The sequence below is a fragment of the Phyllobacterium sp. YR620 genome (assembly GCF_900104165.1).
Taxonomy (GTDB): domain Bacteria; phylum Pseudomonadota; class Alphaproteobacteria; order Rhizobiales; family Rhizobiaceae; genus Phyllobacterium; species Phyllobacterium pellucidum.
This window is the reverse complement of record NZ_FNJP01000003.1, coordinates 373,630-389,023: the sequence shown is the minus strand read 5'-3', so window position 1 is coordinate 389,023 and position 15,394 is coordinate 373,630. Positions and strand designations below refer to the sequence as shown.

The 15,394-nt window shown below is 58.0% G+C and carries 19 protein-coding genes; 9 read left to right on the top strand and 10 right to left on the bottom strand.

The window, feature by feature from the left end; genetic code table 11:
- The first annotated feature begins 52 nt into the window (after window positions 1–52).
- Window positions 53–508, top strand: a complete 456-nt coding sequence (locus BLR72_RS13705; RefSeq protein WP_091949393.1) for a MaoC family dehydratase — start codon at window positions 53–55, stop codon at window positions 506–508.
- Window positions 508–1,380 (top strand): HpcH/HpaI aldolase/citrate lyase family protein, encoded by an 873-nt coding sequence (locus BLR72_RS13700; RefSeq protein WP_091949390.1) that lies wholly within the window; start codon window positions 508–510, stop codon window positions 1,378–1,380. Before BLR72_RS13705 ends, BLR72_RS13700 begins: the two co-directional genes overlap by 1 nt.
- Window positions 1,381–1,391: 11 nt before the next feature.
- Here BLR72_RS13700 and BLR72_RS13695 read toward each other — a convergent pair whose 3' ends face one another.
- Complete coding sequence (locus tag BLR72_RS13695; RefSeq protein ID WP_091949624.1) at window positions 1,392–1,973, bottom strand: nitroreductase family protein; 582 nt, start codon at window positions 1,971–1,973, stop codon at window positions 1,392–1,394.
- A 125-nt stretch (window positions 1,974–2,098) separates the two neighbouring features.
- On the opposite strand from BLR72_RS13695, the gene BLR72_RS13690 reads away from it, so the two are divergent.
- Window positions 2,099–3,139, top strand: a complete 1,041-nt coding sequence (locus BLR72_RS13690) for a hypothetical protein (RefSeq protein ID WP_091949388.1) — start codon at window positions 2,099–2,101, stop codon at window positions 3,137–3,139.
- Here the strand turns inward: BLR72_RS13690 and BLR72_RS13685 are convergent.
- The 4 genes from BLR72_RS13685 to BLR72_RS13670 form a co-directional block, all read right to left on the bottom strand.
- On the bottom strand, window positions 3,136–3,972 hold the full coding sequence (locus BLR72_RS13685) for a lysophospholipid acyltransferase family protein (protein WP_091949385.1): 837 nt from the start codon (window positions 3,970–3,972) through the stop codon (window positions 3,136–3,138). The two genes, BLR72_RS13690 and BLR72_RS13685, sit on opposite strands and share 4 nt — an antisense overlap.
- Window positions 3,973–4,067: 95 nt before the next feature.
- Window positions 4,068–6,056: a threonine--tRNA ligase gene (thrS, locus tag BLR72_RS13680; RefSeq protein ID WP_091949382.1), complete on the bottom strand. Its 1,989-nt coding sequence runs from the start codon at window positions 6,054–6,056 to the stop codon at window positions 4,068–4,070.
- A 110-nt stretch (window positions 6,057–6,166) separates the two neighbouring features.
- The gene (yidD, locus tag BLR72_RS13675) at window positions 6,167–6,529 is read right to left on the bottom strand and encodes a membrane protein insertion efficiency factor YidD (RefSeq protein ID WP_091949379.1); all 363 of its coding nucleotides are present in this window, start codon (window positions 6,527–6,529) and stop codon (window positions 6,167–6,169) included.
- Between the two features lie 8 nt (window positions 6,530–6,537).
- Window positions 6,538–6,984 (bottom strand): iron-sulfur cluster assembly scaffold protein, encoded by a 447-nt coding sequence (locus tag BLR72_RS13670; RefSeq protein ID WP_091949376.1) that lies wholly within the window; start codon window positions 6,982–6,984, stop codon window positions 6,538–6,540.
- Between the two features lie 267 nt (window positions 6,985–7,251).
- Between BLR72_RS13670 and folE the strand changes: the two genes are divergently transcribed.
- The 3 genes from folE to BLR72_RS13655 all read left to right on the top strand — a co-directional run bounded on the left by folE (window position 7,252) and on the right by BLR72_RS13655 (window position 9,453).
- On the top strand, window positions 7,252–7,878 hold the full coding sequence (folE, locus tag BLR72_RS13665; protein WP_091949373.1) for a GTP cyclohydrolase I FolE: 627 nt from the start codon (window positions 7,252–7,254) through the stop codon (window positions 7,876–7,878).
- A 13-nt stretch (window positions 7,879–7,891) separates the two neighbouring features.
- The gene (gene hisI, locus BLR72_RS13660) at window positions 7,892–8,308 is read left to right on the top strand and encodes a phosphoribosyl-AMP cyclohydrolase (protein WP_091949370.1); all 417 of its coding nucleotides are present in this window, start codon (window positions 7,892–7,894) and stop codon (window positions 8,306–8,308) included.
- 179 nt (window positions 8,309–8,487) lie between these two features.
- Window positions 8,488–9,453: a patatin family protein gene (locus BLR72_RS13655; protein WP_027232533.1), complete on the top strand. Its 966-nt coding sequence runs from the start codon at window positions 8,488–8,490 to the stop codon at window positions 9,451–9,453.
- Between the two features lie 6 nt (window positions 9,454–9,459).
- Here BLR72_RS13655 and BLR72_RS13650 read toward each other — a convergent pair whose 3' ends face one another.
- Together BLR72_RS13650 and BLR72_RS13645 are read right to left on the bottom strand one after the other, a co-directional pair.
- Window positions 9,460–9,891: a CBS domain-containing protein gene (locus BLR72_RS13650; RefSeq protein ID WP_091949367.1), complete on the bottom strand. Its 432-nt coding sequence runs from the start codon at window positions 9,889–9,891 to the stop codon at window positions 9,460–9,462.
- 110 nt (window positions 9,892–10,001) lie between these two features.
- Complete coding sequence (locus BLR72_RS13645) at window positions 10,002–10,736, bottom strand: rhomboid family intramembrane serine protease (protein ID WP_091949364.1); 735 nt, start codon at window positions 10,734–10,736, stop codon at window positions 10,002–10,004.
- A gap of 306 nt (window positions 10,737–11,042) precedes the next feature.
- Between BLR72_RS13645 and BLR72_RS13640 the strand changes: the two genes are divergently transcribed.
- From BLR72_RS13640 to BLR72_RS13630, 3 genes are all read left to right on the top strand, one after another.
- Entirely contained in the window at window positions 11,043–11,660 is a 618-nt protein-coding gene (locus tag BLR72_RS13640; RefSeq protein WP_091949361.1) for a PAS domain-containing protein, read from the top strand.
- A gap of 146 nt (window positions 11,661–11,806) precedes the next feature.
- The gene (locus tag BLR72_RS13635) at window positions 11,807–12,415 is read left to right on the top strand and encodes a PilZ domain-containing protein (RefSeq protein WP_091949358.1); all 609 of its coding nucleotides are present in this window, start codon (window positions 11,807–11,809) and stop codon (window positions 12,413–12,415) included.
- A gap of 398 nt (window positions 12,416–12,813) precedes the next feature.
- Window positions 12,814–13,422 (top strand): transglutaminase-like cysteine peptidase, encoded by a 609-nt coding sequence (locus BLR72_RS13630; protein ID WP_091949355.1) that lies wholly within the window; start codon window positions 12,814–12,816, stop codon window positions 13,420–13,422.
- 53 nt (window positions 13,423–13,475) lie between these two features.
- On the opposite strand, the gene BLR72_RS13625 is transcribed toward BLR72_RS13630, so the two are convergent.
- From BLR72_RS13625 to cysE, 3 genes are all read right to left on the bottom strand, one after another.
- Window positions 13,476–14,003, bottom strand: coding sequence for a gamma carbonic anhydrase family protein (locus BLR72_RS13625; protein ID WP_091949352.1), 528 nt, complete (start codon window positions 14,001–14,003; stop codon window positions 13,476–13,478).
- A 28-nt stretch (window positions 14,004–14,031) separates the two neighbouring features.
- The gene (locus BLR72_RS13620; RefSeq protein ID WP_027232526.1) at window positions 14,032–14,238 is read right to left on the bottom strand and encodes a DUF3126 family protein; all 207 of its coding nucleotides are present in this window, start codon (window positions 14,236–14,238) and stop codon (window positions 14,032–14,034) included.
- Window positions 14,239–14,341: 103 nt separating this feature from the next.
- Window positions 14,342–15,166 (bottom strand): serine O-acetyltransferase, encoded by an 825-nt coding sequence (gene cysE / locus BLR72_RS13615; protein ID WP_091949349.1) that lies wholly within the window; start codon window positions 15,164–15,166, stop codon window positions 14,342–14,344.
- Between the last annotated feature and the right edge of the window lie 228 nt (window positions 15,167–15,394).

Here is a 15,394-nt window from a genome sequence, read left to right as displayed (position 1 = left end):
TCAAGCAGGCCGCCCTAGTCTCTCGCAAAAACATTGAGGAGACGCGAGGCGTATGGCCGGGCTTTATCTGGAAGAATTTGAGATCGGGCATGTGTTTCAGCATGCGCTGCGCAAGACGGTCACCGAGAGCGACAACATGCTTTTCTCGGTCATGACGCTCAACCCGCAGCCCCTCCATATCGATTTCGATTACGCTTCGAAGACAGAGTGGGGAAAGCCGCTGGTGAATTCGCTGTTCACGCTGGGGCTGATGATCGGCATATCGGTGAATGATACGACGGTCGGCACGACCATTGCCAATCTCGGCATGACCGATGTGACGTTCCCCTCTCCGCTCTTCCATGGCGATACCGTGCGCGTCGAAACGCAGGTCATCTCGGTCCGCCGGTCGAAGTCCAAGCCTGACCGCGGCATCGTCGAATTCGAACACAGGGCCTTCAACCAGCACGGCATTCTCGTCGCCAAATGTACGCGGCAGGCGATGATGAAATCGAAGGGTGCGGCCTGATGCGCTCACTTCTGTTCGTACCCGGCGACTCGGAAAAGAAGCTGGAAAAGGGCTTGGGAAGCGGCGCCGACGTCCTGCTCGTCGATCTCGAGGATTCGGTCGGCACGGCCCGCAAGGAAGTGGCGCGCGACATCGCCTCGGCATTCCTGCGGGCGCATCGGAGCGAAAGCTCGCCCCGGCTTTTCGTGCGGATCAACGACCTTGCAAGCGGGCTTGCCGATGATGATCTCGCGGCGGTGATGCCCGCCATGCCTGAGGGCATCCTTCTGCCAAAATCCAATAGCGGCAAGGACGTAACGCGGCTTTCCGCCAAGCTCAATGTGCACGAAGCCAACAGCGGCGCAGAAGAAGGGGCGACGAAGATCCTTGCGCTCATAACCGAAACTGCCATCGGGACGCTTTCTGCCGCCAGTTATCCGGGCTGTTCAGGCCGCCTGGCGGGGCTCAGCTGGGGCGCTGAAGACCTATCGGCGGCAATCGGCGCGCGCGCGTCGCGCAACGAGACCGGAGCCTATACGGACGTGTTTCGCATCGCCCGCGCCGCGACCATCCTCGGCGCGTCGGCCGCTGATGTCGCCGCCATCGATACGGTCTACATCAATTATCGCGACGATGCCGGCCTTGAACGCGAATGCACCGAGGCGGAGCGCGACGGCTTTACGGCGAAGCTAGCGATCCACCCGGCGCAGGTGCCCATCATCAACCGGGTCTTTACGCCATCGGCCGACACTGTCGCCCAGGCGCAGAAAATCGTCGATGCCTTCGCGGCCGAACCGTCGGCAGGGGTTATCGGCATTGACGGGTTGATGTTTGACCGGCCGCATCTCAAACGCGCCCAGCGCCTTCTGGCCCGGGCCCGGTCAGCATCCTGATACTTTCCGTCTCAGCCCTCCCAGGGACCGGAATATTCGGAAAGAATGTCCTTTATCTCGGGCCGCGGACGCTCCGGGACTTTCTGGGCGCAGGTCCCGATATGAACGAAGCCGGCGACTCGCTCATGCGGCGCCAGCCCCAGCAAGGCCCGGCCCTTCTCGTCCGAAGCATACCAGTTGCTGATCCAGTTCGTTGCGTAGCCGAGCGCATTGGCCGCCAGCGAAAGGTTCATGGCGGCGGCGCCGGAGGAAAGAAACTGTTCCCACTCAGGAATGTGGTGGTCGACCGGAGAAAAGATCACGCCGATGACCAGCGGCGCCCTGGCAAAGCGTTTCAATTCCTGCTCGCGCCGCTGTTCGGTGAGCGGCCCCTCCCGCTCCTCGGCCAGCGCCGAAAGATAGGTGCCAATCCGCTCGCGCGCTTCGCCGCGATAGACGATGAAGCGCCACGGTGTCAGGCGCCCATGGTCAGGTACCCGCGAAGCTATGCGGATCATCGTTTCGATCTCGCCGTCGGAAGGAGCCGGAAGCCCGATCGCTGAAATAGGCGTCGAGCTGCGTGTGGACAAGAATTCGATGACGGAGTGGGGCACAGATGTATCCATAATAATCCTGCTTTTGCGATGCGCCGACAATGTGGTGGTTTCTCGGGCCAAGTAAAGGTGCGGCATAGCGAAAAAGCCTTGAAATTGCCATCGGCTTCGGATCAAACCATCACATGGGTGCAGCCAATAATTTCCCGGTGGGGCGGAAAGCTTTCAAATGCGGACATGTCCGCATCGCGATCCTGTTTGCCGGCCTGGCGATCTATGTTCCAGGCGCAACGGCCCAGGCACTGGCGCCGGATCTGCCGCAGACGCCGACGGTTGAACTTCCAACGATTCCCAATCTGCGCGAATATGCCAATCCCAAGGCTCCCGCCAACAACCCGCTGGCAAACGAACCCGAACTCATGCTTTCGGCCAAGCTTTCCGACGATGGCGGTGCCATCAGCCGCGGATTGGTTTGGCGCGTCTTCGCTCCCGAGCCCGGTGCAGACGGTAAGCTCGCCTTGCTTGCAACGGCCAAGGGCGGCACAACCTCTTTCAACCTCGCACCCGGCAGCTATCTCGTCCATGTTGCGTTTGGCCGTGCTGGCGCAACCAAGCGCATCACCATGACGCGTGCCAAACGCTCGGAGACAATGATCCTTGACGCCGGCGGCGTCAAACTCAATGCCGTCCTTTCCGGCGGCGGTCGCATCCCGCCCGATCAGCTGCGTTTCTCAATCTACGAAGACCATGAAGATTCAAACGGCGAGCGCGCGCTCATCATTCCCGATGTGAAGCCGGACACGGTCGTGCGCCTCAATACTGGCACCTACCAGATCGTTTCCAACTATGGCACGGCCAATGCCGTAATCCGCGCCGATATCCGTGTCGAAGCTGGCAAGATTACCGAGGCGAATGTCGAGCACAGGGCGGCGCAGCTGACGCTGAAGCTTGTACGCGAGCAAGGCGGCGAGGCGTTGGCCGATACGGCCTGGTCCGTGCTTACCACGTCTGGGGATATCGTCAGGGAAAGCGTTGGCGCGTTTGCGTCAATCGTTCTGGCCGAGGGCGACTATGTGATCATCGCCAAGAATAAGGACAAGATCTATCAGCGCGACTTCAAGGTCGTCGCCGGCCGCAACCAGGATGTTGAAGTCGTCGCGTCCGAGGGCGCAGCTACCGCCACCAGCGCCAGCCAACCCGCAGATGGTGAAGAGCCCTTGGATTAGACCGCGCTGGTTGCCGGGCGGAACTTGGGATCAAGTGAGAAAACGGCGTTGTAGAGGTATTCGAGCATCTGCTTGCGGTCCTCGAGACCCTTCAATTCATCCCAGCCGATAATCCTGCCGACATGCGCTTCGATGGATTTTCCTGATAGGCGCCGGAATTCACGAATCAGCAGCGAAATGCGCAGCGTCATCGATACTTTGCTGGCAAGGTGGAAGACACGGCCGTTCTGACCGCCGAAATAGACAGGTATCACCGACGCCTTGGCCTGCTGCACGAGCTTGGCGGGAAATATCTTCCACGGCAGGTCTTCGGCTCGCCCGAAACCCTTGGGCGCAGTTGCAACGCCGCCCGCCGGAAAGACGACGATCGTCACGCCCTCCTTTAAAAGCCGCACGGCCTCATGGCGTGTCGCCATGTTCATTGCCATGGCTTCCTTGGTTTCATCGAAACAGACCGGCAAGGCGTAGGGGCGAATTTCCGGCACCTTCAAGAGATCGTTGTTGATGAGCACCCGAAACGGCCGGCCAAGCTGCTCGGCGAGTGCAAGAGCCGCGATACCATCGCCAATGCCATAGGGGTGATTGGCAATCATGACGAGCGGCGTATCTGGCAGATCGCGCGGCGGCCACTGGTCCTGAACGTCCAGCCGGACATTGATCAGATCCATCATGCGGCAGAAGACATCGATGCCGGCAGGCACGATGTCCCGGCGCCAGATATCATAGAGGCCCGCGTAATAGTTGCGGCCCGATATACCCTCGATGGCCCGGATCAGCCACTGGGTCAGGCGCGACTGGGTGTCATTGGCATAGGAGAGTTCGGGAAAGTGCACGTTAGACCTTTGGCTGAAACAAATTTGAACAATTTTCTCGTAATCTTGTGACAGCGCGATGAACGTCACCGCGCCGTCATATTTCGACTTTTAGCCTATTGCGCGGCAAGTCGCGCCAGGTCAGGCGGTGTTGCTTCGGCGGTCAGTTGCGCAATAGCTTCATCCAGCGTCAGCGACACCTGGTTCTGCGAGCCAAGGCGACGCATATTGACCGAACGCTCTTCCGCTTCCCGCATACCGCAGACGAGAATGACCGGCACTTTCTGCAAGGAATGCTCGCGCACCTTGTAGTTGATCTTCTCGTTGCGGAAGTCGGTGATGACCTGCAGGCCGGCGGCCTTCAGCTCCTTGGCGACCTGCGCACCGTAATCGTCGGCCTCGGAGGTGATCGTCGCCACCACCACCTGTACTGGCGCAAACCACAGCGGCATGTGTCCGGAATAGTTCTCGATCAGGATGCCGAGGAACCGCTCCATGGAACCGCAGATAGCGCGGTGGATCATTACCGGCTGCTTCTTCTCCGAAGTCGAGTCGATATAAAAAGCGCCGAAGCGCTCCGGCAGGTTGAAATCGACCTGCGTCGTTCCGCATTGCCAGTCGCGGCCGATGGCATCGCGCAACACGTATTCGAACTTGGGGCCGTAGAAAGCGCCCTCACCCGGATTGATCGCCGTCTTGATCTTGCCGCCCGACTGCGCCTCGATCGTGTTGAGCACCTTGCTCATCACTGCTTCGGCACGGTCCCAAAGCTCATCCGACCCAACGCGCTTGTCGGGACGCGTCGACAGCTTCACCGTAATGCCCTCGAAGCCGAAATCGGCATAGGTCGTCAGGATAAGGTCGTTGATACGCAGGCACTCGGCCTCCATCTGCTCGTCGGTGCAGAAAATGTGGGCATCATCCTGGGTAAAGCCGCGAACGCGCATCAAGCCATGCAGCGCTCCGGAAGGTTCATAGCGATGCACATTGCCGAATTCCGCAAGTTTTACCGGCAGATCGCGGTAAGATTTCAAGCCATGCTTGAAAATCTGCACGTGACCCGGGCAGTTCATCGGCTTCAGCGCGAAAACGCGCTCATCGTCCGTTTCATCGCCGGCAACCGTGACCTTGAACATGTTGTCGCGGTACCAACCCCAGTGGCCCGACGTCTCCCACAGCGATTTGTCGAGCACCTGCGGAGCATTGACTTCGCTGTAGCCATGGCTGTCGAGACGGCGGCGCATATAGCTGACGAGGTTCTGGAACATACGCCAGCCCTTCGGATGCCAGAATACGACACCCGGGCCCTCTTCCTGGAAATGGAACAGGTCCATTTCCCGGCCAAGACGGCGGTGGTCGCGTTTTTCGGCCTCTTCCAGCATGTGGAGATAGGCGTTGAGATCGGTGTCGTTGGCAAAGGCCGTTCCATAGATGCGGCTCAGCATTGGATTGTTGCTGTCGCCGCGCCAGTAGGCGCCCGCCACCTTCATCAGCTTGAACGAATTGCCGATCTGGCCTGTCGAGGCCATGTGCGGGCCGCGGCAGAGATCGTACCAATCGCCCTGCGCATAGATCTTCAGATCCTGGCCCTCGGGAATGGCATCGACGAGCTCGACCTTGTAGGCCTCGCCCCTCTCGGCAAAAACCTTGCGGGCCTTCTCGCGCGACCAGACTTCCTTGGTGAACGGCTTGTTGCGGGCAATGATCTCCCGCATCTTCTTCTCGATCACCGGCAGGTCGTCGGGCGTGAACGGCTCGTTCTTGGCGAAGTCGTAGTAGAATCCGTTTTCGATGACGGGGCCGATGGTGACTTGAGTGCCGGGAAACAATTCCTGGACGGCTTCGGCAAGGACGTGGGCACAATCATGCCGAATAAGGTCGAGCGAGCGCGGATCGTCGCGCGTCAGGATCTCGACCGCACCGCCCTTTTGCAGCGGATCGGAAAGATCGCGCACAACGCCGTCGACCGCATAGGCGACCGCCTTCTTCGCCAGTGATTTGGAAATCGATTCTGCAAGTTCCGTCCCGGTCAGATGAGCGTCGTAGTCGCGCTGGGAGCCATCGGGGAAACGCAGGGACACAGTCTTGGCAACTGCCTCGGACATATAACCACTCCTATCCAGTCCCGCCAACGATTGCGGGTGGTGTTGAACAACCGGACTTCCTGCCGGCGAGCGGACTTCTAAAGCCTGTTTCGGCTGGCGTAAAGTACCCCTCAGCTTTTGCGTGAGGCGATCGCCCAGTAGCGCCAGGGCATGTACCAGACATAGCGGCTTTCGAGCGTCGTCGGTACGGGATCGATGCCATGGGTTCCGCCTGGTCCGCAGCGCATCAGCCGGAAAAGACCCATCCAGCTGCCCGACCACAGTCCATGGCGCGCGATCGACTCGTAGGCGTATTCCGAACAGGTCGGCAGGTGGCGGCAGGAATTCCCGATGAAGCCGGACAGTGTGAGCTGGTAAAGCCTCACCAAACCGGTTCCGAGCAGCCGGCCAGGCGTTTTTCGCCAGGCTCCGTTCCAGTTCCTGCTATAGCGGGATGAAGGTCGCGTTTGATCGCGCAGCTTTTGGTCGCACATGGCGCTGGTCAGGCCGCAGCCTCTGCGGTCTTCTTTTCGATCTGGTTGATGCAATCGACGACCGCGTCGAATGTCAGCATGGTGGAGTTGTGGCGCGCCTTGTAGTCGCGCACGGGTTCCAGAAACTTCAGGTCCTCGAAGCGTCCCTCAGGCGGTACTCCGTTTTCCTTGAGCATCCTGAACATCGTATCGCGGACGTCGCGTAATTCCTGCGCCGTCGCGCCGATGACATGTCGCGCCATGATTGAAGACGAGGCCTGGCCCAGGGCGCAGGCGCGAACGTCATGGGCAAAATCGGAGACAACGCCATCCTTCATCTTCAAATCAACGATAACCGTCGAGCCACACAGTTTCGAATGTGCCGTGGCAGTGGCATCGGGATCTGCAAGGCGGCCAACCCGTTGAATATTTCCGGCAAATTCGAGAATGCGCCCGTTATAAACGTCATTGATCATGATGGATGCCTGTTCTCGACACAGTGTTCATCGCAATTGCGTCAATCCGTATCGTTTTACCCTATGAATTCCATGCTCGATCTCTATATAGTATGTGAGTAGGCCAGCACAAAGTCGAATAGATTAAATTCTCTCTTTCGATAACATGCTGGTGGCGTTGGCAAATCCGTCAATGCTGGCTTCAATACACCGTCCGTTCGCCAGAACGACTATCGTGTATTGCCGTTTAACTCGTCGCTCCTTTGAGGGCGGCTACGGGAGATCGCGATGGATGCGGTAATCAAGAACTTGCAGTCGGCAACGGCCAAGCAGGACAATTCGAAACGCCCCACTCAACAGGAAGCTGAAGACGCAGTGCGTACGCTGCTGCTGTGGGCCGGCGACAATCCCGACCGCGAAGGATTGCTCGACACGCCGGAACGTGTCGCCAAATCCTACAAGGAACTGTTTTCCGGTTATGGACAGGATCCGGCCGAGGTCCTCGGCCGCACGTTCGAGGAAATCGCCGGCTACGAGGATATTGTTCTCATTCAGGACATCCCGTTCTTCTCGCATTGCGAGCACCATATGGTACCGATCGTCGGCAAGGCCCACGTTGCCTACCTGCCCGATGGCGAGAAGGTCGTTGGCCTCTCCAAGATCGCGCGCGTCGTTGATATTTATGCACACCGCCTGCAGACGCAGGAGAGCATGACCGCACAGATTGCCAATGCCATCCAGAATTCGCTGCAGCCGCGTGGCGTTGCCGTCATGATCGAAGCTGAACACATGTGCATGTCGATGCGCGGAATCCGCAAGTCTGGTTCGACGACCACCACGACAACCTTCACCGGCACCTACAAAACCGATGTCAACGAACAAGTCCGGTTCATGACACTCGTCAAAGGCCGATAGTCCGAACACGTTTATGACTGACTTCTCGGAACCGCTCGCTGACAAACATCAGAACGAAGAAGGCGCGGTGTTCGCACCGCGCTTCGATGCGTCAGGGCTGATCACCGCCATCGTTACCGATATAGGCGATGGCCAGCTGTTGATGGTTGCGCATATGAATGCTGAGGCGTTGCGCCTTACCCTCGAGACAGGCATTGCCCATTATTGGTCGCGTTCACGCGGCACGCTGTGGAAAAAGGGCGAAACGTCGGGAAATCTGCAGACCGTCGTCGAGATGCACACCGACTGCGACCAGGACGCGCTGTGGCTCAAGGTCCGGGTCGCCGCCGATGGCCCGACATGTCATACGGGTCGCCGTTCCTGCTTCTATCGTCAGGTGGTGACCGCAAATGGAACATCCGCATTGGTAATGCAGTTAGAGACAAAGTAGAGCCTACTTAGCCATAGGGCCAATATGCCGCGATACCCCTCTATGCCTCGTAACCGCCATTATCGACCTTTGTAATCCTATTTCCTTGGTTGGCTAAGGGGTCACAATTCCGCAATATTTATCCTTTGGATACCAATGCAGAGGGATAATGAGCCAGTACGACGTCAGGAGTGTGTGCCATGCTCGAATGGGCATCGCGCCGGTTGCGCGCAGCCGAATCAATCGGCATCAGTGATAGCCCGGGCGTGCAGTTGATCGCACCAGAGCAGCCGCGAGAGCGGAAGACACCCATTGCCCTGGCGCTGGGCGGTGGCGCGGCGCGCGGCTGGGCGCATATCGGTGTACTTCGTGCGCTCGACGAGGCCGGCATCGAGATTTCCATGATCGCCGGAACCTCGATCGGCGCTCTCGTCGGCGGCTGCTATCTCGCCGGCAAGCTCGACCAGCTCGAGGATTTTGCCCGCAGCTTGACCAAGCGCGGCATTTTCAGCCTGCTCGACCTGCGGTTCCGGGGCAATGGCCTGTTCGGCGGCATGAAACTCGACAGGCGGTTACGCGACCACCTCGAAGAGCTTTCGATCGAAGAACTCAGCAAGCCCTTCATCGCGGTCTGTACCGAAATCAACACAGGCCACGAAATCTGGCTGACACGCGGAAGCCTGATTACGGCGATGCGCGCCTCCTATGCCCTCCCCGGCGTGTTCGAGCCGGTGGATTGCAATGGCCGCACCCTGGTTGATGGCGCATTGGTCAATCCGGTGCCGGTATCGGTGTGCCGCGCACATGAGCAACCGCTCGTCGTGGCGGTCAACCTGCACTACGATCAGTTCGGACGCGCTGCCGTCATCAAGCACGCGGCAGAAGGTCCGATTTCGGCACGGGGCGACGGTGAAATTGCAGCAAGCCGTCCAGCTTCCAAGCGGCTCGGAATTACCGGCGTGATGATGGAGGCGTTCAACATCATCCAGGACCGCATCTCGCGGGCGCGTATGGCGGGCGATCCACCTGATATCGCGCTCCTGCCGAAAATCGGCCATGTCGGCCTCGCCGAGTTTCATCGCGCTGACGAAGCGATCAAACTCGGCTATGAAGAGACCATGGCGCGCCTCGGTGAACTCGAGCGCATGCAGAAGCTGGTGTTTTGAGCCTTATCAAGCCGTTGCGATGTAGCTGCGGATCTCTTCAGACTCGCGCTCGACCTCTTCGATACGAAGCTTCACGACGTCACCAATCGACACAAGCCCGTACAACTGCCCGTCTTTCTCGACCGGAAGGTGGCGGAAGCGTCCGCGCGTCATCATCTCCATGACCTGATTGACCGTGTGACGTTCGCTGCATACGCTGACCTTGACGGTCATGATCTCCGAAATGGGCTTCGCCAGTGCATCGGCGCCTTCCGCGGCAATGGCCCGCACCACGTCGCGCTCGGAAAGAATACCCTTTATCGCTCTCTTGTCATTGCAGACGACAATCGCACCAATCTTGTGTTGGGCAAGCATGGCGACCGCTTCGCCGAGGGTGGTCTCCGGATTCGTGTTGAAGACGTCGTAACCCTTGCGTTCGAGTATCATTTTGACTGTCATGTACATCCTCCTTGCACAATCGACATTCGACCGCCGAAAATCCCCCAATTACATCCGATGGTCTAGGTTCATCGTGCGCGTAAGTCGCGCTTATTGCAACTACTGAGCAATTATACCAACAGATCTACGTCCGTACGACCACGATCAGGCTTGTCAAACAGGGATATGCCGAAAAAACCCACCAGAAAGCCGCCAATGTGAGCTTCCCATGCGATTGTCGCAGAATTGTCCACCCCGACGGAAAGCAGGCCCGTGACTATGTTCGTAACGAACCAGACGCCCAGGAACACAATGACCGAGCGCATGCGCAGGGCAACGCTGATGGGCAGGATATCGCCGACGAATGCTGCGGAATTGCGTGAGTCCGACCTGCGGAAACCGAAGCGGGCGGCCGCGCCCATCATTCCCGAAACCGCACCTGAGGCACCGACGAGCGGCGTCATGCTGTCGGGATAGACGGCAAAATGGGTCAGGACGGCCGCAACGGCCGTGGCAATCCAGAACAATGTTGTGCGCAAGGGCCCTATGCGGGCCGCCAACGGCGAGCCGAATGCGGCAAGCCAGATCATGTTGAGCGCAATATGGGCGAAGCTGCCATGCATGAACGAATAGGTAACCATCGTCAGCCAGGCCGAGGGGGAATAGAACCCGCCATATTGCGAGAAGCGTGCGGGAATGAAGGCAAAATTCAACAGGAGAGTGTCGGCCTGCTGCTCATCAAGGACATATGCCTCGGCGATATAGACGAGCGCGCACAAGCCCATGATGGCGAGAATGATGCCAGGAATATTGAAAACGGGCTCGCGGCCGGTGGTGTTGTTTCGGATGTCCCCTCGCTCGCTCATGCACCGCCTCGTTATTGTTTCCGGGGCAAGCTATCCGGTTCGGGGCGCATCGCCAAGGCAAGCACCAAAAGAAAAGGCCGCTCAGCTGGAAGCGAGCGGCCGTAAGTTACATGAGCATTCGTATCTGCAATCTCCAATGGGGTCTTTGTCTCACAGACGGAGCCAGCGCTCAATCGAAACCAATTGTTAACGTTAATTGCCAGCCGCGGTGGACCTTGCCACTTCCCAGGTAGCACCTTTCAAAGGCGCCTGTCAGAGTCAGGCGGACAGAAGCAGAATCGCTTCGGCGTCCGGAAAATCGATCTCATGCGGCACGATGATATTGGCAGGCTTTTCGCCTATTGGGACCGGCTGCGCGGACCGCGCGCGGCTCCTGAGCGACGGGAAATTGTACCGGCTGCCCTCGGCGCACGGCTTCCAGAAACGTTCATACTGCAGTCGAGTGGTTCGGGCGAACCCCGTTTTCGGCTGGCCGGCACCCGCATTTGTGCGATCTACGGCAAGGAACTCGGCCGCCAGCCCTTCGCGTCACTATGGCAGCCCAAAGATCGCAACAGCATCCTGCGCCTCGTCAAAAATTGCATGACAAGCAAGACGGCGGTTCAGATCGACTGTGAGGGTCGCAGCGCACGCGGCCGCAAGACCTTGTTCAAGTTCGTCCTTCTGCCGCTCGCCAGCGAGGCAAACGAACGTCATCTCATGGGAATAATTACGGTTGTCGGCCGGCCATTCTGGCTTGAATCCGATGCAATAGTTGAAAATCACATCCAAACGGTCTCCCTCGTCGACCCGCGCCAGACCCGGCACGAGACTGATTTGGGCATAGCGCCGGAGGCAGCTGTCCCGCCTTCCGCCTCGCGCGCGCTGGTTAGTCGAAAGGTCGGGCATCTGCGCGTCATCGAAGGCGGCAGGATCAAGTCTTAGGATTTTCTACTTTCGCGGTTCGCTCCGTTAATGGGCGAGGTTAGCAATTTATGAGCAACCACCAGTTGTTGTTACCTGGCATTAAGACTTGTGTCCTAATCTATGAGCACCACCCACCTCCTAGATTCCGCCATCTGGACACCTTTATGCAACTCCACCGTGACGTTCCGAGCCATAGCCCTGCCGCCACGGGCAAATTCTTCAGTGTGAAAGTGCAGCTTTATGGCCGCTTCATGCTCGAAGACCGGACCGAGCACTCCTGCCAGATCGAGGAAATGTCACCCGGCAATGCCATCCTAACCACGGATGTCATGGCGCATAATGGCGAGCGCGTCATCGCCTACATCGATCACATCGGTCGGATTGAAGGTACGGTCGAGCGCGCGGTGCGTGGCGGCTTTCTGATCTCCCTTGTGGCGTCCGACCGCAAGAAGAACAAAATCGCGGCGCAGTTGACCTGGCTTACCAACAAGCATGAACTCGACATGCCGGAAGACCGCCGCCACCAGCGTGTTGCGCCGCGCAATCCGATCAGCACGCTTTCCATGGCCGACGGGCGCCAGTACCCCTGCCGCATCATCGACCTGTCGATCTCCGGCGCTGCCGTGGAAATTCGCATACGCCCTGCCCTCAACAGCGAGGTCGTGCTCGGGACCATGCGTGGCCGGGTCGTCCGGCATTTCGAAGAAGGCATCGCCATCGAATTTGCCACGGTCCAGAGCCGTGACACCATTGGCTTGGCGCTCGAGCACTGAGTTCATTTCCTCAATCTGACGGCTAATGGTGCGCGGCACCGCGTGTGCACAACGATCATTTCGACCTGCCCTGCAAACAATTCTACAGATATGGTTCATCATCGGTGAACATCATTGGCGAGATTGCGGCCTGTTCACGGCGCTGGCCTGAGCCCTTTCCCGAACATATTAATCGATTTTCAATCACGCTCTTCTCACAATAACCGATGTTTAATTCTATTATACTCTCGAAATTTCATTTATAAGCTACCTTAAATAAAACAATAATAAAACTTAATACATGGTTATAGTCAAATTCGTTTATTTTTTGCTACCGATTTGATTCATATTTACTCACATGCATTTCCGGTCGATCAAACTCTCTCTGTCATTGTCGTCTCAACCGGGGAGACGACGGTATGATAAAAAAGACAATCTTGGTTGGAGTGGCGCTGTTGGCTTCCTGCCTGGCGGCTAGCGCAGATCCAGTCAGTTCCAATGCGCCGTTCATGAAGACCGGCTCACGCACATCGCAGCCGATCGGGCATTACGAATTTTGCCAGACCTACAAGAATGAGTGCAACATCAAGAGCAGCGATCAGCAGCCCGTTGCGCTGACGTCGAAGACATGGGCCCTGCTCGTGCAGGTCAACACCAGCGTCAACGCCAAGATCGAACCTGCAACGGACATGGATATGTGGGGAAAGGCCGAGGTCTGGTCCTATCCGACAACCAAGGGCGATTGTGAGGACTACGTTCTTTTGAAGCGCAAGCTCATCAATGAGGCTGGCGTCCCGCTGAGCGATCTCCTCATCACCGTCGTGCGGCAGATGAATGGCGAAGGCCATGCGGTGCTGACGGTCCGCACCGATCGCGGCGACTATGTACTCGACAACTTGGAGCCGCGCATCAAGGCCTGGAGTGAAACGAGCTATGACTACCTGAAGCGCCAGGCCACGAACAATACCGGCGCATGGGTTTCGATCAACGACGACCGACAGGTACTCGTCGGCAGCATCGAGCAATAACCGACACCTCGACGCAGAACGCCGGCTCCTTCAGCGGAGCCGGTCTTCTTGTGTCAGGCGATCTCCATGCCGCGCATGAAGCGCTTGCCGTTTTCCACATAGTGAAGGGCCGACAGCCTCAAACTTTCAATCGCGGCATCGTCCAGAGTGCGGATCACTTTGGCGGGCGAACCAACAATCAGCGAATTATCGGGAAATTCCTTGCGTTCGGTGACAAGCGCGCCAGCGCCGACGAGTGAATTCTTGCCAATCTTCGCACCATTCAGGATGATCGCTCCGATGCCTATCAGCGAATTGTCGCCGATGGTGCAGCCATGGAGCATGGCGCGATGCCCGATCGTGCAGCCCTCGCCGATCGTCAGGGGAAAGCCCATGTCGGTGTGCATGACGACGTGTTCCTGGACATTGGAACGGCGCCCGACGTGGATGAGTTCGTTGTCGCCGCGCAAAACCACGCCGAACCAGATGCTAGCGTCCTCGCCGAGAAACACCTTGCCGATGATCGTGGCGTCCGGCGCGATCCAGTTCGAACTGCGGCGCTCGAACTGAGGTTCGTGTCCATCCAGGTTGAATATCGGCATGGATGCTCCTTACCGAACGTTGGATGGATCAGAGATCCATCTCCAGGATTGCCATGGAGAAATTGTAGGAGAGCTCGCCTTCGTCCTCATCCTTGTAAATGAGGCCGAGAAATTCTTCACCGATGTAAAGCTCGGCGGAATCGTCCTTGCGCGGGCGTGCCTTGACAGTGAGGTCCATGTTCCGGAACGTGCGCTTGAAATAGCTGTCGAGTTTTTTAAGTTCTTCGGGTTTCACTGGGGTCTCCTGTCGTATTTGCTTGAGCGCTTTTGGCACGCAGAAGTCAGCCGTGTAAAGGACTGATTGCTGCCACGTGCCGCGTGGAGACCTGTGTTTCCGCCTAGTCGAAGTTGGTAATGAGCTGGTCCATGGCGCGCGAAGGCTCGGCGCAACCGGTCTCGCCGACAACGCGTGCGGGTACACCTGCGACGGTGACATTATGCGGAACCGGCTTCAGGACCACGGAACCTGCGGCAACCTTTGAGCAGTGACCAATCTCGATATTGCCGAGAATCTTGGCGCCGGCGCCGATCAGCACGCCGTTGCGAATCTTCGGATGGCGGTCGCCCGACTCCTTGCCCGTACCGCCTAGCGTCACGTTCTGCAGGATGGAGACATTATCCTCGATCACGGCCGTCATGCCGACGACAATGCCGGTTGCATGATCGAAGAACACGCCCTGGCCCATCGGCACCATCGGATGAATATCGGTCTGGAACACCGATGACGAGCGGCTTTGCAGATAAAGGGCAAAATCGATGCGCCCTTCCTTCCACAGCCAATGGGCGAGGCGATGCGTCTGAATGGCCTGGAAGCCCTTGAAATAGAGCACAGGCTCGATGAAGCGCGTGCAAGCAGGGTCACGGTCATAGACGGCCTGGATATCGACGCGAAGCACTTGCGACCAGGCCGGATTGGCCTCGAGCATGGCGGTGAAGGTCTGGCGCAGCAGTTCGGATTCCATGTCGGGATGGTCGAGGCGCTGCGATATGCGGTGGATAACCGCTTCTTCGAGCGACTGGTGATTCAAGATCGTCGAATAGAGGAACGTGGAAAGCAGCGGCTCGTTACGGACGGTCTCTTCCGCTTCCGCCCGGATTGCATGCCAGATCGGGTCCATCTGCTGTACTGAACCGGTCATCTTTATCGGACTGCTTGATGGCATTTCCTAACTCCAGCATTCGGCCAATTTTTATGCTCGTTGGTGAAGCATAAGGCAAAAGTGTTTCCTTGACACGCCAATTTCCAGACCCGGCGGCCAAGAAAAATTGAAGCCTTGATCGATTTGACTGAACCGACAATCCTCAAAATGATGGCGTTCCCATACTCCATACGGGGCACTCTCGCAAGAAACGATCAGTGATCCTGAGGGTTCCGGTTTGCAAGCCTAGAG

Coding starts and splice junctions, on each gene's coding strand:
- BLR72_RS13650 (WP_091949367.1), bottom strand. CDS start 9,891: ATGACAGTCAAAATGATACTCGAACGCAAGGGTTACGACGTCTTCAAC.
- BLR72_RS13630 (WP_091949355.1), top strand. CDS start 12,814: ATGATAAAAAAGACAATCTTGGTTGGAGTGGCGCTGTTGGCTTCCTGC.
- BLR72_RS13645 (WP_091949364.1), bottom strand. CDS start 10,736: ATGAGCGAGCGAGGGGACATCCGAAACAACACCACCGGCCGCGAGCCC.
- thrS (WP_091949382.1), bottom strand. CDS start 6,056: ATGTCCGAGGCAGTTGCCAAGACTGTGTCCCTGCGTTTCCCCGATGGC.
- folE (WP_091949373.1), top strand. CDS start 7,252: ATGGATGCGGTAATCAAGAACTTGCAGTCGGCAACGGCCAAGCAGGAC.
- BLR72_RS13670 (WP_091949376.1), bottom strand. CDS start 6,984: ATGATCAATGACGTTTATAACGGGCGCATTCTCGAATTTGCCGGAAAT.
- BLR72_RS13700 (WP_091949390.1), top strand. CDS start 508: ATGCGCTCACTTCTGTTCGTACCCGGCGACTCGGAAAAGAAGCTGGAA.
- BLR72_RS13705 (WP_091949393.1), top strand. CDS start 53: ATGGCCGGGCTTTATCTGGAAGAATTTGAGATCGGGCATGTGTTTCAG.
- BLR72_RS13690 (WP_091949388.1), top strand. CDS start 2,099: ATGGGTGCAGCCAATAATTTCCCGGTGGGGCGGAAAGCTTTCAAATGC.
- BLR72_RS13655 (WP_027232533.1), top strand. CDS start 8,488: ATGCTCGAATGGGCATCGCGCCGGTTGCGCGCAGCCGAATCAATCGGC.
- BLR72_RS13640 (WP_091949361.1), top strand. CDS start 11,043: ATGCGGCACGATGATATTGGCAGGCTTTTCGCCTATTGGGACCGGCTG.
- BLR72_RS13625 (WP_091949352.1), bottom strand. CDS start 14,003: ATGCCGATATTCAACCTGGATGGACACGAACCTCAGTTCGAGCGCCGC.
- yidD (WP_091949379.1), bottom strand. CDS start 6,529: ATGTGCGACCAAAAGCTGCGCGATCAAACGCGACCTTCATCCCGCTAT.
- cysE (WP_091949349.1), bottom strand. CDS start 15,166: ATGCCATCAAGCAGTCCGATAAAGATGACCGGTTCAGTACAGCAGATG.
- hisI (WP_091949370.1), top strand. CDS start 7,892: ATGACTGACTTCTCGGAACCGCTCGCTGACAAACATCAGAACGAAGAA.
- BLR72_RS13635 (WP_091949358.1), top strand. CDS start 11,807: ATGCAACTCCACCGTGACGTTCCGAGCCATAGCCCTGCCGCCACGGGC.